The organism is Streptococcus oralis (genome assembly GCF_026782085.1).
Classification (GTDB): Bacteria; Bacillota; Bacilli; order Lactobacillales; family Streptococcaceae; genus Streptococcus; species Streptococcus oralis_DA.
Window position 1 is genome coordinate 39,160 of the sequence record NZ_JAKUVW010000007.1, and the last position, 15,125, is coordinate 54,284.

Annotated in this window: 14 protein-coding genes and 1 CRISPR repeat array; of the genes, 12 read left to right on the top strand and 2 right to left on the bottom strand. The window is 41.4% G+C overall.

All coding sequences use genetic code 11. The features are described from left to right. The first annotated feature begins 95 nt into the window (after positions 1-95). From MK395_RS09610 to MK395_RS09620, 3 genes are all read left to right on the top strand, one after another. Positions 96-476, top strand: coding sequence for a hypothetical protein (locus MK395_RS09610; protein ID WP_000439021.1), 381 nt, complete (start codon positions 96-98; stop codon positions 474-476). Positions 477-611: 135 nt separating this feature from the next. Beyond that, positions 612-1,142, top strand: a complete 531-nt coding sequence (locus MK395_RS09615) for a hypothetical protein (protein ID WP_268711762.1) — start codon at positions 612-614, stop codon at positions 1,140-1,142. A 114-nt stretch (positions 1,143-1,256) separates the two neighbouring features. Beyond that, on the top strand, positions 1,257-1,949 hold the full coding sequence (locus tag MK395_RS09620; RefSeq protein ID WP_000240130.1) for a phosphoglycerate mutase: 693 nt from the start codon (positions 1,257-1,259) through the stop codon (positions 1,947-1,949). A gap of 124 nt (positions 1,950-2,073) precedes the next feature. Here MK395_RS09620 and MK395_RS09625 read toward each other — a convergent pair whose 3' ends face one another. Further along, positions 2,074-2,646: a TetR/AcrR family transcriptional regulator gene (locus MK395_RS09625; RefSeq protein ID WP_268711763.1), complete on the bottom strand. Its 573-nt coding sequence runs from the start codon at positions 2,644-2,646 to the stop codon at positions 2,074-2,076. 140 nt (positions 2,647-2,786) lie between these two features. Between MK395_RS09625 and MK395_RS09630 the strand changes: the two genes are divergently transcribed. The 8 genes from MK395_RS09630 (at position 2,787) to MK395_RS09665 (ending at position 11,796) form a co-directional block, all read left to right on the top strand. Beyond that, entirely contained in the window at positions 2,787-3,488 is a 702-nt protein-coding gene (locus MK395_RS09630) for an ABC transporter ATP-binding protein (RefSeq protein WP_268711764.1), read from the top strand. Further along, complete coding sequence (locus MK395_RS09635) at positions 3,484-6,189, top strand: FtsX-like permease family protein (RefSeq protein WP_268711810.1); 2,706 nt, start codon at positions 3,484-3,486, stop codon at positions 6,187-6,189. Before MK395_RS09630 ends, MK395_RS09635 begins: the two co-directional genes overlap by 5 nt. Positions 6,190-6,333: 144 nt before the next feature. Beyond that, positions 6,334-6,603, top strand: a complete 270-nt coding sequence (gene rpsO / locus MK395_RS09640) for a 30S ribosomal protein S15 (RefSeq protein ID WP_001018251.1) — start codon at positions 6,334-6,336, stop codon at positions 6,601-6,603. 250 nt (positions 6,604-6,853) lie between these two features. Continuing rightward, a CRISPR array of direct repeats spans positions 6,854-7,148; the repeat unit is 35 nt; unit sequence GTTTTATCGGTCACAATTTTGGAGACTACAAAAAC. 298 nt (positions 7,149-7,446) lie between these two features. After that, positions 7,447-8,058 (top strand): CadD family cadmium resistance transporter, encoded by a 612-nt coding sequence (locus tag MK395_RS09645; RefSeq protein WP_000531733.1) that lies wholly within the window; start codon positions 7,447-7,449, stop codon positions 8,056-8,058. A 231-nt stretch (positions 8,059-8,289) separates the two neighbouring features. Then, positions 8,290-9,336, top strand: coding sequence for a FecCD family ABC transporter permease (locus tag MK395_RS09650; protein WP_268711765.1), 1,047 nt, complete (start codon positions 8,290-8,292; stop codon positions 9,334-9,336). A gap of 1 nt (position 9,337) precedes the next feature. Next, the gene (locus MK395_RS09655) at positions 9,338-10,093 is read left to right on the top strand and encodes an ABC transporter ATP-binding protein (RefSeq protein WP_125388835.1); all 756 of its coding nucleotides are present in this window, start codon (positions 9,338-9,340) and stop codon (positions 10,091-10,093) included. A 19-nt stretch (positions 10,094-10,112) separates the two neighbouring features. Beyond that, positions 10,113-11,123 (top strand): ABC transporter substrate-binding protein, encoded by a 1,011-nt coding sequence (locus MK395_RS09660; RefSeq protein ID WP_125388834.1) that lies wholly within the window; start codon positions 10,113-10,115, stop codon positions 11,121-11,123. Continuing rightward, on the top strand, positions 11,104-11,796 hold the full coding sequence (locus tag MK395_RS09665) for an alpha/beta hydrolase-fold protein (RefSeq protein ID WP_065371311.1): 693 nt from the start codon (positions 11,104-11,106) through the stop codon (positions 11,794-11,796). The genes MK395_RS09660 and MK395_RS09665 overlap by 20 nt, the downstream gene beginning before the upstream one ends. Before the next feature lie 42 nt (positions 11,797-11,838). On the opposite strand, the gene MK395_RS09670 is transcribed toward MK395_RS09665, so the two are convergent. Next, positions 11,839-12,588 (bottom strand): lysophospholipid acyltransferase family protein, encoded by a 750-nt coding sequence (locus MK395_RS09670; RefSeq protein WP_268711766.1) that lies wholly within the window; start codon positions 12,586-12,588, stop codon positions 11,839-11,841. 132 nt (positions 12,589-12,720) lie between these two features. On the opposite strand from MK395_RS09670, the gene MK395_RS09675 reads away from it, so the two are divergent. Beyond that, positions 12,721-15,057, top strand: coding sequence for a cation-translocating P-type ATPase (locus tag MK395_RS09675; RefSeq protein WP_268711767.1), 2,337 nt, complete (start codon positions 12,721-12,723; stop codon positions 15,055-15,057). Positions 15,058-15,125 lie beyond the last annotated feature (68 nt).

The window sequence follows — 15,125 nt, forward strand, 5'->3', positions numbered from 1 at the left end:
CTGAAAGCAGGTAGGCGATTTGTTTGTGACGGAGAAGGTCTTTTGTTTCTGGAGCAAATATGGTAGAATGATAGCTACGAGAGAAGGAGGTTTTTATGGAGAGAGATAGATTGGTTCGACTCAATTGGAGACTGGGCATGGTGGCAGGCATAACCTTGCTTTTGGGACCTGTCCTACGATTTTTGCTATCCTATACTGGTGCCATCATCTATAAAGATCCTTCAAAGGTGCTGGTCGTCACGGTAACCTTTTCCTTGCTCCTGACATTTTTTAAGATTTTGATGATTGCATTAGGGACCTTTATGTTAATCTATTTCGAAGAAGATCAACAACTTCGAAAGCTACCTTCTATTTTATTTATCATTGGTGGCGTGCTGGGCTTTCTTTCAGCGACCGAGTGGATAGGAGGATTTCTAATCATTAAAGGCGCTGTTTCTTTTTCTAAATTTTTGAAAGAAGTCCGTGGCCTTGTCTGATAGTCTAGTGAAACAATCCGTTTGAGGGTTGTTTTTTTATTTAAAGAATTATCTGGCAAAAGAATATGTTAGCAAAATGCTTTTTTATAAGAAAACATGATGTAATACAACTTGAAAAAATAAAAAGAGAATATTATGAAACAATCTTTCATTACATCGTATTTAACATTCTATTTAAAAGCTTCCATTACTTTAGAGGGAGTCTTTATAAAAACTTCTAACCCTACTATTTTAAAAGTTATTCCACTGGGTTCTCAAAATAAAACAATTCCTGTTGATCATGTTGCAAGTGTAGATAGTTCATTTCGTCTTGATTTCAAAACATTTGCTTGGGGTATCATTTTCGCTCTTATTGGCCTTTCAATGATGCAAAATTCATTTATCGGAGGATTGATATTAGCGGCTTATGATGTATTAACAGTGCTAAGTGCTTTTCAAACTCTACTAGTTTTGCATCTTACTTCTGGTGGAACACATGTTGTCAGTGTGGTAGTATTTGAAAAAGCTAATCTTGAAAATTGCAAAGAAACAATTGAAGGTCTAATTCATAATCGTTACAATGATACTAATGTAACTAAGAATACTGATTGTTTAATTGATGCTTTAATAACAAATAATTGCAATCGTTTCTTGATTGAATATCGCGAATTAATAATAACTAGATGAGAGGACACTGTTCTCTCTTTTTAGTTGATTTTAACTAGCTTTTTTGTGAAAAATTGTGTAAAATAGAATAGATAAACGAGGGCAACCTCGAAAAATAAAAGGAGAATCCATCTAATGGTAAAATTGGTTTTTGCTCGCCACGGTGAGTCTGAATGGAATAAAGCTAACCTTTTCACTGGTTGGGCTGATGTTGATTTGTCTGAAAAAGGTACACAACAAGCGATTGACGCTGGTAAATTGATCAAAGAAGCTGGTATCGAATTTGACCAAGCTTACACTTCAGTATTGAAACGTGCGATCAAAACAACAAACTTGGCTCTTGAAGCTTCTGACCAATTGTGGGTTCCAGTTGAAAAATCATGGCGCTTGAACGAACGTCACTACGGTGGTTTGACTGGTAAAAACAAAGCTGAAGCTGCGGAACAATTTGGTGATGAGCAAGTTCACATCTGGCGTCGTTCATACGATGTATTGCCTCCAAACATGGACCGTGATGATGAGCATTCAGCTCACACTGACCGTCGTTACGCTTCACTTGACGACTCAGTTATCCCAGATGCTGAAAACTTGAAAGTGACTTTGGAACGTGCCCTTCCATTCTGGGAAGACAAAATCGCTCCAGCACTTAAAGATGGTAAAAATGTATTCGTAGGAGCTCACGGTAACTCAATCCGTGCCCTTGTAAAACACATCAAACGCTTGTCAGATGACGAAATCATGGACGTGGAAATCCCTAACTTCCCACCATTGGTATTCGAATTTGACGAAAAATTGAACGTAGTTTCTGAATACTACCTTGGAAAATAATCTATAAATAGAAAGCCTAGGATTCCTAGGCTTTTTTGTATCGAAGTTTAAAAAAAGGCAATTTAGCTAATTGAAAAAGTATAAAATGAGAGGATAGAGCTTATGCTGTAGTGGGCTGTATGAGTTAATCTTCTTTTGATTCGTAGCGCCAGTGTTCGTAGTTATAGGTTGATAAAATCATATCCGTGATTTCTTCCGGTTCTTCTTGAGCTCCCCCAGCAATCCAAAGAGAAATAATTCCTTCAATACTTGATAAGAAGATTTCCAAAGCGTATTTGTGAGGAATTTGGAAGTTTTCTGATAAGAAATGACGAGTCTTTTCTTTTTGATTTTCAGTTAGAATAATGCTACTTAGAAATTCACGAATTGCACCACGAAAGTCTATGTAATGACTTTGGGACAAGGCGTTGATAAGGCGTTCGTTCGAACGTAATATATAAAAGTTGGCTAACATAAACTTTCTAGGCGATTCTCTTTCTTTTTCTAAAAAAATGTAGAGCTGGGAAATAATTTCACTTTTAAAACTGTCAATCATTTGATATTTATCTTCATAGTGTAGATAGAAAGTTCCCCTATTAATTCCTGCCCGTTTGCAGAGCTTACTAATTGATATATTTTCAAATTTCTCCTCTGATAGCAACTGAATCAAAGCTTCTTTGATGCCTTCCTTAGTAGTAGTTTTTCGTTTCTGAACCATTTTTCTTCCTTTTTATTAAATCAACACTTTGTTGATTTTTGATTATTGCTTTTTGACTTAGCCCATTATATAATATTTGTGATTTAGAATCAACATATTGTTGATTTAAGAAAACGAGCTTTGAAAAGGAGATAAACGATATGGCTTATATTGAAATGAAACACAGCTACAAGCGTTACCAGGTTGGAGATACAGAGATTGTGGCTAATCGTGATGTGAATTTTGAAATTGAAAAGGGGGAGTTGGTCATTATCCTTGGTGCTTCAGGTGCTGGAAAATCAACCATTCTCAATCTCCTAGGAGGTATGGATACCAATGATGAGGGGGAGATTTGGATTGATGGTGTTAATATCGCTGACTACAATTCCCACCAACGAACAAACTATCGTCGAGATGATGTGGGCTTTGTTTTTCAGTTTTACAATCTAGTCTCCAATCTGACAGCCAAGGAAAATGTGGAACTGGCTTCAGAAATCGTGACAGGTGCCTTGGATCCAGAGCAAGTGCTCAAAGACGTAGGTTTGGCTCATCGCCTCAATAACTTTCCAGCCCAGCTTTCTGGAGGGGAGCAACAGCGAGTGTCCATTGCACGCGCTGTAGCCAAGAATCCTAAAATTCTCCTTTGTGATGAACCGACAGGTGCCTTGGATTACCAGACAGGGAAGCAAGTCTTGAAAATTCTCCAAGACATGTCTCGTCAAAAAGGAGCGACGGTGATTATTGTGACCCACAATGGCGCGCTAGCCCCTATTGCAGATCGCGTGATTCATATGCGTGATGCAACGGTTAAGAGTGTGACGATTAATGAGAATCCACAGGATATCGATATATTGGAGTATTAGCATGAAAAAAACATATCGGAAAGACCTATTTCAGTCAGTGACGACTTCAAAGGGACGCTTTGTTTCTATCTTGACCTTGATGATGCTGGGTTCTTTAGCCCTAGTAGGTCTTAAAGTAGCCAGTCCAAACATGGAACGCACGGCAGGGGATTATCTCCGTAAAGCCAATACCCTGGATCTGGCCGTAATAGCTGATTATGGCTTGGACAAAGAAGACCAAGACGAACTAAAGACCCTTCAAGGAGCAAGTGTTGAGTTTGGCTATATGGCAGACCTAACCGTTGAAAATGGTGAGGAAGCAGTTCGACTTTATTCCAAACCAGAGAGCATTTCAACCTTTCAAGTGACAGAAGGGCGACTGCCAGAAGCTGATGAGGAAATTGCCCTAGCCGATTTCTGGAAAGACCGCTATCAGATTGGGCAGACCATTACCTTTACTAAGAAAGAAGAAAAGTCCATCGTAAAATCTCAAACTTTTACAATTACTGGATTTGTTCAGTCGGGTGAGATTCTTTCTAAAGAAGATTTAGGAAGTGCTAGTAGTGGAAATGGCAACCTGACTGGCTATGGAGTAATTTTACCCAGTCAGTTTGACTCAGATGTTTATAGTATTGCGCGTGTGCGCTATGACGATTTAAAAAATCTGGATACTTTTTCATCAGACTATAAGACCAAACGAGCCCAACATCAGGAAGAGTTGCAAGACTTACTTGCTGATAATGGTCAAAAAAGATTGGCAAGTATCAAATCAAATGGGCAAAAGAGCTTGGAAGAGGGCAAAGAACAGCTCCAAACTGCTGAAAGCAACCTTGAAAATGGCAAGAGTCAGTTAGAGCAGGCCGAAAGTCGCTTGAAAACGCAAGAAGAACAAGCGACCGCTTTACCAGAACCGCAAAAGAGTCAAATCGAGGGACATCTGACAAAAGCTAAGGAAGAACTGGCGACTAAAAAAGAAAAACTGGCTCAGACAAAGAGTGATCTAACTAAGGAAAAAGAGAAGCTTGAACAGCGTCAGAAAGAGCTTGATGAACTGGCAGAGCCGAAATACCACGTATACAATCGCCAAACCATGCCAGGTGGTCAAGGCTACCGCATGTACAGCAATTTATCAACAAGTATTCGTTCTATCGGAAATATTTTCCCAGTGGTGCTTTATATGGTCGCTGCAATGGTGACCTTTACAACGATGACTCGCTTTGTGGATGAAGAGCGTACCAATGCTGGTATTTTCAAGGCCCTAGGTTACCGGAATCAAGATATAGTTGCCAAGTTTATCCTCTATGGTTTTCTTGCAGGAACTGTGGGAACCATTATAGGAACACTTCTTGGGCATTATCTCCTTGCAGGGGTGATTTCAGATGTTATAACAGCAGGAATGGTCGTTGGGAAAAGCCAGGAGTATTTTTACTGGTCTTATAGCCTCCTTGCCCTAGCCTTGAGTTGGGTATCCAGTGTCTTGCCAGCTTATCTGGTAGCGCGGAGGGAATTACACGATGAAGCAGCCCAACTTTTGCTTCCCAAACCTCCCGTTAAAGGAGCAAAGATTTTGATGGAACGGTTGAGCTTTATATGGAGTCGTTTGAGTTTTACTCATAAGGTTACGGCAAGAAATATCTTTCGTTATAAGCAACGGATGTTGATGACCATTTTTGGAGTTGCGGGTTCGGTTGCTCTCCTATTTGCAGGTCTTGGTATTCAGTCTTCTGTGGGAGGAGTTGTGGAGCGTCAATTTGAACAAATCCAGCAATACCAGATGATTGTAGCGGAAAAGAGCAGTGCAACGGAGCAAGAAAAAGCAGATCTAGACAGTGCCTTGCAAGCTGAATCGATCCATGCTTCTCAAAAGATTTACTCTAAATCCATTGAAAAAGATTTCAAAGGAAAAGTAGGACTTCAGACTATCACCTTGATGGTCACAAACAGAGAAGATTTCAAACCCTTTATCGTATTAGAGGAAAAGGGGCAAGAGGTGCAGGTCACTAATGGAGCGGTCGTGAGTCAAAAATTAGCCCAACTAGCAAGTGTTACGGTTGGAGACAAGCTAGAGCTTGATGGGAAAGAAATCAAGGTTGCGGCTATTTCTGAAAACTATGTTGGACACTTTGTTTATCTAAACCGTGCGACTTACGAACAAGTCTATGGAACCAGTCCGCAAGACAATACCTACCTAGTAAAATTAAAAGACCCAACACCTTCCAATACGGAGAAAGAAGCGGCTACTTTCATGGGAAAAGCTGCTGTTTCTGGGGTCGTCCAAAATGCAACGGCTATCCATCTCTTTGAATCTGTAGCCAATTCTCTCAATAAAACCATGGCAATCCTTGTCCTTGTTTCCGTTTTACTAGCCATTGTTATTCTCTACAATCTCACTAACATCAATGTCGCAGAACGTATCCGTGAACTTTCCACTATTAAGGTTCTTGGTTTCCATAATAAAGAAGTGACTCTCTATATCTACCGCGAGACTATGGTGCTGTCCCTTGTGGGAATTGCTCTCGGTTTGGTAGCCGGCCACTATTTACATCAATTTTTGATTCAAATGATTTCACCGGCCACCATACTTTTTTATCCTCAGGTCAGCTGGGAAGTCTATGCTCTTCCAATCGTCGCAGCGACTGTAATCTTAGCCTTATTAGGCCTATTTGTTAATCACCGCTTGAGAAAAGTGGATATGCTCGAAGCCTTGAAATCAGTAGAGTAATTCAAGGTTTTAAACAGTAAATCAGTTGACAAAGTCTCTGCTTCTTGGTAGAATAAGAACTGTCGTAAAGACAAATAACTTCTTCTTGGTTACAGGCATGCCAACCTGTCACTCGGATGAAGCCAAATAAAAAGGAGAAACATCATGGCAATCTCAAAAGAGAAAAAAAATGAAATCATCGCACAATATGCACGTCACGAAGGTGATACAGGTTCAGTAGAGGTTCAAGTTGCTGTCCTTACTTGGGAAATCAACCACCTTAACGAACACATCAAACAACACAAAAAAGACCACGCTACTTACCGTGGATTGATGAAGAAAATCGGTCGCCGTCGTAACTTGCTTGCATACTTGCGTAAAAACGACGTTAACCGTTACCGTGAGTTGATCAACTCTCTCGGACTTCGTCGCTAATCTTGCGTCTAAAACGTTTCTATACTTCGTTGGCTTCAGCTCGATGTACCATTAGTACAATCTTCGCCTCGTCGCCTAGTCTATAAACGTTTTATCCAGCAAGAATTATGATGCTAAGGGCTCCAAAAATCCGTATGAAAATAGGGAAAGGAAACAGTGTTCGATGAACACAAGGAGTTTCATCTTTTTCACTAGGATTTTAGCCCGAGATCAAATCAGCTCTCTGACTTCAGAGAGCTTTTTTATTGAGGTTTTATCGGTCACAATTTTGGAGACTACAAAAACCAAGCCGTCAGGGTATGTCTTAATCATTTCGTTTTATCGGTCATAATTTTGGAGACTACAAAAACGCGTTTAAGTTCATTGATATCATCACACGGGTTTTATCGGTCACAATTTTGGAGACTACAAAAACCTTCCATGAGGAAGCAGCCCCAACTGGTTAGTTTTATCGGTCACAATTTTGGAGACTACAAAAACAGTCTTCCTGAAGGAGCGAAAGCACATATTGTTTTATCGGTCACAATTTTGGAGACTACAAAAACCTCAAATGGTATCAGCTAATGACACCATGAAGGTGCGCAGTTACTCGGCTTTTCAAGCCGAGTAACTGTCTGCAAGCCCCCTCGGAGAGCCCACACTTTACGAAGTAAAGTATAGTATGTTATACTTTACATGGAAGTAGTCACCGAATTCCAGTTAGAAATTACTTTGTAACTACGTTTTGAGGAGGAGTAAAATGCTTTCCTACGTTCGACATTACCCACTAGCGATAGCTAAATTAATGTGTCTGTGCTCTCCTAAAATCTGCTGATTTATTACTGACTAATACAGGAGTTTTTTATGGGACAGACAATCATATCTGCTATTGGTGTTTATATTTCCACCAGTATCGATTATTTAATTATTTTAATTATTTTATTTGCACAGCTATCACAGAATAAACAGAAATGGCATATTTATACGGGGCAATATCTAGGAACAGGCTTACTTGTAGGGGCGAGTTTAGTTGCTGCTTATGTCGTTAATTTCGTGCCTGAAGAATGGATGGTTGGATTGCTTGGTTTAATCCCTATCTATTTAGGGATTCGCTTTGCAATTGTTGGAGAAGGTGAGGAAGAAGAGGAAGAAATTATTGAAAGATTAGAACAAAGCAAGGCAAATCAACTGTTTTGGACAGTTACATTGCTGACAATTGCGTCTGGCGGAGATAATTTAGGTATCTATATACCTTATTTTGCTTCGTTAGATTGGTCACAGACCCTCGTGGCGTTGCTTGTGTTTGTAATCGGCATAATTATCTTTTGCGAGATTAGTCGGATGTTATCCTCTATTCCGTTAATATTCGAGACAATTGAAAAATACGAGCGAATCATTGTGCCCATAGTATTCATTCTACTTGGACTATACATCATGTATGAAAATGGCACGATAGAGACTTTTCTGATCGTGTAGATTTTTTTGTTTCACTAGGATTTTAGCCCGGGCTCAAATCAGCTCTCTAATTTTAGAGGGCTTTTTATGTTGTCACTTTACCTCGATATACCCAAGTATAATCTTCGGTTACGATTATTAGCACTGTAAGACCAACTATATTTATTTTTCTCATCTTGTTCCATTGTTGAAAATATGGTATACTTTTTATGAGAATTTTCTAAATTTTTAATTTTGTCTAAGGAGGTTTTCATGCTTTCCAAATTTTCTGGAAGCCGACGGGACCTGCAATTTGTGTTACTTTTAGGTATTTTGCTAGCTACTCTAGGAATTTCGCTCTTTTTAGCAGTTTCTATGGGATCCGTTGCGATTGATCTAGGAGATACCTATCGGATTATTTTGAGCAGGTTGGGTTTTCCTCTTGAGATAGGAGAGGTTTCCAAGTCTACTCTTGCCATTGTATGGAACATGAGATTCCCCCGAGTATTGTTAGGTCTGATAGTAGGGGCTGGTCTTTCTATGTGTGGCAGCGTGATGCAGTCTACAGTGAACAATCCTATTGCTGAGCCCTATGTCTTAGGAATTTCTGCGGGTGCAACTCTAGGAGCAACCTTAAGCATCATTCTTGGTTTAAAATTGGTGATTAGCCTTGGAGCTTTTTTAGGAGCTATTTTGGCAACAATTGCTGTCCTTATCATTGCCTCTATGCAGGGCAGGATGACGACTTCCAGTCTGATCTTATCAGGAACGGTTGTCAATGCTCTCTTTCTGGCATTTTCCAACTTTATTATCTCAGTTGGCGCTAATGCGGACAGTGTGATGACCATTAAGTTTTGGACCATGGGCTCGCTTGCCGGGACTACCTGGTCTGACTTAGTCCTGCCAACTATAGTAGTAGGAATGGCTTTTCTATTTTTCTCTACTCAGTATCGTGTTTTTAATGCGATGATGATGGGAGATGAGGCTGCTTTAACTCTGGGGATTCCCTTACGCTTTTATTGGTATCTTTATGTGACCATGGTGGCTGTGCTGACAGCAGTCTTAGTGGCAACTTGTGGGATTATTGGATTTGTTGGTCTCATTACTCCTCACTTAGCTCGAGGGTTAGTAGGAACGAATTACAGGAGACTTTTTCCCGTTGCGACCTTACTGGGGGCCCTCTTTGTCGTCTGGGCAGATGTACTCTCTCGTGTCATCATTCCAAATGCCGAGTTGCCGATTGGTATTTTCACAGCCTTAGTAGGTGCTCCCTTCTTCATCTACATTGTAGGAGGTAGGCGAAGGGAGGTGAGGGTCTGATATGGACTTGATTTGTCAGGATGTCCACTTTGGACTAGGAGAGAAAAAAATCCTCAAAGGAGTTTCTCTTAAAGTTGAGGGGCATCAATTTCATACGATACTAGGGCCAAATGGAAGTGGAAAAACCAGCCTGCTTAAACTCCTCTATCGTCAGGAAAAGGCAGACAAAGGCTTGATAAGCTTAGATGGAAAGCCGCTGGATCATTGGTCACTCAAAGAAACAGCCAAGCAGATGGCAGTTGTCACCCAGTTTAATCAATTGCAGTTTGATTGTACAGTTGAGGAAATCGTCTTGCTGGGAAGAACGCCCCATCTCTCTTTTTTACAGAAGGAAAAGGAAAGAGATTATTCCCTCGTTCAAGATGCCCTCGTCAAGGTAGATATGCTTGAGAAGAAAACTCGTCTCTATTCGTCTCTGTCAGGGGGAGAGAAACAACGAGTCTTATTAGCACGCGCCTTGGCGCAAGAACCGACTCTCTTGCTCCTGGACGAACCAACCAATCATCTAGATATCAAGTATCAGCTAGACTTACTGGCTATTGTGAAGAATCTCAAGGTCAATGTTCTAGCTGTCCTGCATGATATTCAACTTGCTTGTCGCTATTCGGATTATCTCTATCTGATGAAAGAGGGAGAAATCCTTTACCAAGGGACTCCAAAGGAGACCATCACCCCTGAGTCATTGCAAACTGTATACGGAGTTCAAAGTCAGGTTACTTGGACCGAGGATCAGCAAGCTATGATTCACTATTTATAAGAAAGAAATGGAAAACAAAATGAAAAAAACACTCAGTATTTTACTCGTAACAGTAGCTACCCTAACCATGGCAGCTTGTGGCAATACTACTACAGAAAAAGCTACCACACAGTCTAGTACAGAAACAAGTCAAAAAGTCAGCACAGAGACGACTTATCCGTTAACGGTCAAGACCTATGATGCTAAGGGAAATGAAGTTGAACAAGTCTTTGACAAGGCACCTGAAAAAGTTATCACCAACAATCTTTCAACCACTGAAATCTTATTGGAGTTAGGCTTGAAGGATAAAATTGCTGGCATGCTTAACCCTGATAATGCTGTGACTGACAAATACAAGGACGCGATTGCGACGATTCCTCAAATTGGCGATAAAAAAACAGTTTCACAAGAGACAGTCCTTTCTTATGAGCCAGATGCGGTGATGGGTCGAAACATGATGTTTTCTGAAAAATCCTTGGGGACAGTTAGCACTTGGAATGAAAATAAAATCCCAGTCTATACACAAAAAGCTTCTCTCTCAACGATTCAGCAAGATTTGGGAAATATCGTAGAAGATGTCAAAAATCTTGGAATGATTTTCAATGTTCAGGACAAGGCCAATGAATACGCAGCCCAATTACAAGCTAAAATTGACGCTGTTAAGAAAGCAAACCCAGCAAGCCAAGGTGAAAAGAAAAAGGCTTTGATTATGGTTGCTTATAATGACGAAACCTTTGGTGCCTACAAGTCTGCTTTGCAAGAAAGCTTGTTGAATCAACTTGGTTATACAAATGTTGCAACGGGAACATCAGGTTTGACCTTGGAAAATCTCGTGTCAATGGATCCTGAGTTGATTATCTATGTAACCAGCGACCGCAATAAAAAATTGGATGCCAACGCAGTAGAGTTGATGAAAGCAAATGAAGTTTTGGAAAACGTTCCTGCAATTAAGAATCAAAAAATCATGACCATTTCTTACGATGAGTTAATGGATTATGGCCCAGCAGTGATTGATTCCCTTGAGAAAATCAATGACTTTATCAATAAATAATGAGTTTGATTGGGAAGGGATCCAAGTTAGGATCAGCCTTCCTTCGGCCTATGATCCCAACCAAACCTATCCAGCTATTCTCTTGAATGATGGAAACTTGGATTTCCTCTCTTCCCTTTCAGAATCTGTAATTTTAGTTGGTTTGACCTCTAAAAATCGCCTAAACGACTACACTCCCTGGAAGGCAGCTGCTCTGAGAGAGGGAGCTCCAGATTTTGGCGGTCAGGCAAATGCCTATCATGGTCATTTATTTGGAGGTCTTTTAGACAAGCTGCAGTCGCTTTATCGCCTGGACGAAGATCGCCTTGCCTATGGAGGATACTCATTAGGTGGACTGACGGCAGTCTACAGTCTATTCAGCTTTGACAAGGTCTCCTGTATCTTCTCGATCTGCGCTTCCTTTTGGTATCCTGATTTTGTGACTTATTGCAAGGAAGAAAAGGTGAAAAATTTGGACTGTTTACTGTATTTACAGAATGGTCAAACAGAAGGAGCCCTTCATACCAATCGCTTGGCTCAAGCACCAGCCTATGCTGAGCAAATCCATACCAGTCTTCAGCAACGCTATCCGACTGGTCAGTTTGTCTTTGATCCTTATGGGCATCATGAGCAAGTGGCTGAGCGATTTCTAGCCTTTTCCAACTGGTTGGCTCAAAAATGGAAAATTGCATAAAAGAATTATCCCTTGGCAAAAGCCAAGGGATAATTGTATTTTTTAACCAAGAGCCTCTCTCTTCTTATCTGGATTCCAGATAAAGCTTGCAATGAAGGTAAAGATAATTGTTAGGATACCAACAACCACAGCAAGGATGAGGGCAGGGATTCGGACAAACCACCAGAGTGGGTTTGGTTTTTGATCATTGTGCCATTGCTTGGTTTCTTCGTCCAAACGTTGGAATTCTGCTTGGATACGGTCTGCAACCATTTCGATTCCTTCATCATTCATTTTCTTGATATCTGAGATATCGATAGGATTTCCAAAGTTCATATCCACACGTTCACGGCTGACTAAGCCTTTCAAGGTCATGGGACCGGTATAGGTAACAGGCATGATGCGAACCTTAGCCATTTTGGCAATCAAGGCAACTCCACCCTTGACATCATTTGAGTGACGGCTCCCACTTGGAAACATGATGAGAGAGCGGTCGCTTTTTTTGAGGACGTTGATAGGGTACTTGATGGCAGAGGCATTAGGTTTTTCTCGGTCGATAGGAAAGGCGCCACACATACGGATCCACCAGCCAAAGATACGGTTGTTAAACAGCTCTTTTTTGGCCATAAAGATGAACTGTTTTGGCTTGGTCGCAAAGGCCATGTAAACAGGATCCCACCAGGTACGGTGAGGTGCGACGAGGATATAGTTTTCGTCCCGGCTAGGGATTTTATCAGTATTGTGATAGTGAGCATTGCCATTGATGGACCACAAGATCAGCATGACTAGTCCACGCAAATAAGTATAAAACATGAGATCTCCTTCGATTGTATTGCTTTTATTATTATACCTTATCAAAAGACTGCTGGCAAACTTTTTCAGTTATCAGCCAACAGTTTTAGATGGGATTAGAATTCTTTTAAAAAAAATGATATGATAGAGTTTATGGATAAAAATAAGATAATGGGATTAACCCAAAGAGAAGTCAAGGAAAGACAGGCTCAAGGTTTGGTCAATGACTTTACCGCGTCGGCCAGTACCAGTACTTGGCAAATCTTCAAACGAAATGTTTTTACACTTTTTAACGCATTAAACTTTGTTATTGCTCTAGCGCTGGCCTTTGTGCAGGCTTGGAGCAATCTGGTTTTCTTTGCTGTTATTTGCTTTAACGCTTTTTCTGGGATTGTGACTGAGCTACGGGCTAAACACATGGTGGACAAGCTCAATCTCATGACCAAGGAAAAGGTCAAAACCATCCGTGAGGGTCAAGAAGTTGCTCTCGATCCAGAAGAATTGGTCCTAGGAGATGTCATTCGTTTGTCTGCTGGAGAGCAGATTCCTAGTGATGCCTTGGTTCTGGAAGGATTTGTGGAAGTCAATGAAGCCATGTTAACGGGAGAGAGTGATTTGGTGCAAAAAGAAGTGGATGCCTTGCTTTTATCAGGGAGTTTCCTAGCCAGTGGCGCAGTTTTGGCTCAAGTTCACCATGTCGGGGCAGACAACTATGCTTCCAAACTCATGCTGGAAGCTAAGACTGTGAAACCGATCAATTCCCGTATCATGAAATCGCTGGACAAGTTAGCTGGTTTTACTGGGAAGATTATCATTCCCTTTGGTCTAGCTCTCCTGCTAGAAGCCTTGATTTTAAAAGGTTTACCTCTTAAGTCTTCTGTAGTGAATACTTCAACAGCACTTTTGGGTATGCTGCCCAAGGGAATCGCCCTTTTGACCATAACTTCGCTCTTGACTGCGGTGATCAAGCTGGGCTTGAAAAAGGTCTTGGTGCAGGAGATGTACTCTGTCGAGACCTTGGCGCGCGTGGATATGCTCTGTCTGGACAAGACGGGCACCATCACCCAAGGAAAGATGCAGGTGGAGGATGTTCTTCCTCTGACGGAAACTTATGGTGATGAGGCTATTGCCAGCATTTTGACTAGCTATATCGCTCATAGTGAGGATAAAAATCCAACAGCTCAAGCCATTCGCCAGCGTTTCCAAGGACAGGTCTCCTATCCTATGCTTTCGAATCTTCCTTTCTCAAGCGACCGCAAGTGGGGAGCTATGGAGTTAGAAGGTCTGGGGACGGTTTTTTTAGGGGCGCCTGAGATGTTGTTGGACTCTGAAGTCCCAGAAGCTAGAGAGGCCTTGGAGAGAGGCTCGCGTGTTTTGGTCTTGGCACTCAGTCAGGAAAAACTAGATCATCACAAACCACAGAAACCGTCTGACATTCAGGCCCTCGCCTTGCTGGAAATCTTGGACCCGATTCGAGAAGGAGCAGCTGAGACGCTGGACTATCTCCGTTCCCAGGAAGTAGGTCTCAAGATTATCTCTGGCGACAATCCAGTTACGGTTTCCAGCATTGCCCAGAAGGCTGGTTTTGCAGACTATCACAGCTATGTAGATTGTTCAAAAATCACGGATGAGGAATTGATTGCCATGGCTGAAGAGACAGCTATTTTCGGACGTGTTTCCCCTCATCAAAAGAAACTCATCATCCAAACCCTGAAAAAAGCAGGGCATACAACGGCCATGACAGGGGATGGAGTCAATGATATCCTGGCCCTTCGTGAGGCAGATTGTTCGATCGTAATGGCGGAGGGAGATCCGGCGACTCGCCAGATTGCCAATCTAGTTCTCTTGAACTCAGACTTTAATGATGTTCCTGAGATTCTCTTTGAAGGCCGTCGGGTGGTCAATAACATTGCCCATATCGCACCGATTTTCTTGATTAAGACCATCTATTCCTTCTTGCTTGCAGTCATCTGTATCGCCAGTGTTCTTCTGGGACGGTCTGAGTGGATTTTGATTTTCCCTTTCATTCCAATCCAGATTACCATGATTGACCAGTTCGTGGAAGGGTTCCCGCCATTCGTTCAGACTTTTGAGAGAAATATCAAACCTGTTGAACCAAACTTCCTCAGAAGATCCATGCTTCGCGCCCTACCAAGTGCCCTCATGATCGTGTTCAGCGTTCTTTTTGTGAAACTATTTGGAGCGAGTCAAGGTTGGTCTGAGATAGAAATATCAACCCTCCTCTATTATCTCCTTGGGTCTATCGGTTTCTTATCCGTATTTAGAGCCTGCATGCCATTCACCCTCTGGCGTGTACTCTTGGTTATTTGGTCAGTAGGTGGTTTCCTAGCTACAGCCCTCTTCCCAATGATTCAAAAGCTACTTGAAATTTCGACCTTAACTGAACAAACGTTGCCTGTTTATGGGGTCATGATGCTGGTATTTACGGTGATTTTCATTCTATCCAGTCGTTACCAAGCCAGAAAATAAAGAAAGACTGCAATCTGTGGATTGCGGTCTTTTTAGGTGCAAGATTGCTAGCTGAAATGTGGTATAAT

What these genes read in the sequence shown, in the direction of transcription:
- MK395_RS09670 (WP_268711766.1), bottom strand. Translation starts at nt 12,588, where the DNA reads ATGTTTTATACTTATTTGCGTGGACTAGTCATGCTGATCTTGTGGTCC.
- MK395_RS09620 (WP_000240130.1), top strand. Translation starts at nt 1,257, where the DNA reads ATGGTAAAATTGGTTTTTGCTCGCCACGGTGAGTCTGAATGGAATAAA.
- MK395_RS09665 (WP_065371311.1), top strand. Translation starts at nt 11,104, where the DNA reads ATGACTTTATCAATAAATAATGAGTTTGATTGGGAAGGGATCCAAGTT.
- MK395_RS09675 (WP_268711767.1), top strand. Translation starts at nt 12,721, where the DNA reads ATGGATAAAAATAAGATAATGGGATTAACCCAAAGAGAAGTCAAGGAA.
- MK395_RS09630 (WP_268711764.1), top strand. Translation starts at nt 2,787, where the DNA reads ATGGCTTATATTGAAATGAAACACAGCTACAAGCGTTACCAGGTTGGA.
- MK395_RS09645 (WP_000531733.1), top strand. Translation starts at nt 7,447, where the DNA reads ATGGGACAGACAATCATATCTGCTATTGGTGTTTATATTTCCACCAGT.
- MK395_RS09615 (WP_268711762.1), top strand. Translation starts at nt 612, where the DNA reads ATGAAACAATCTTTCATTACATCGTATTTAACATTCTATTTAAAAGCT.
- MK395_RS09655 (WP_125388835.1), top strand. Translation starts at nt 9,338, where the DNA reads ATGGACTTGATTTGTCAGGATGTCCACTTTGGACTAGGAGAGAAAAAA.
- MK395_RS09660 (WP_125388834.1), top strand. Translation starts at nt 10,113, where the DNA reads ATGAAAAAAACACTCAGTATTTTACTCGTAACAGTAGCTACCCTAACC.
- MK395_RS09650 (WP_268711765.1), top strand. Translation starts at nt 8,290, where the DNA reads ATGCTTTCCAAATTTTCTGGAAGCCGACGGGACCTGCAATTTGTGTTA.
- MK395_RS09610 (WP_000439021.1), top strand. Translation starts at nt 96, where the DNA reads ATGGAGAGAGATAGATTGGTTCGACTCAATTGGAGACTGGGCATGGTG.
- MK395_RS09625 (WP_268711763.1), bottom strand. Translation starts at nt 2,646, where the DNA reads ATGGTTCAGAAACGAAAAACTACTACTAAGGAAGGCATCAAAGAAGCT.
- rpsO (WP_001018251.1), top strand. Translation starts at nt 6,334, where the DNA reads ATGGCAATCTCAAAAGAGAAAAAAAATGAAATCATCGCACAATATGCA.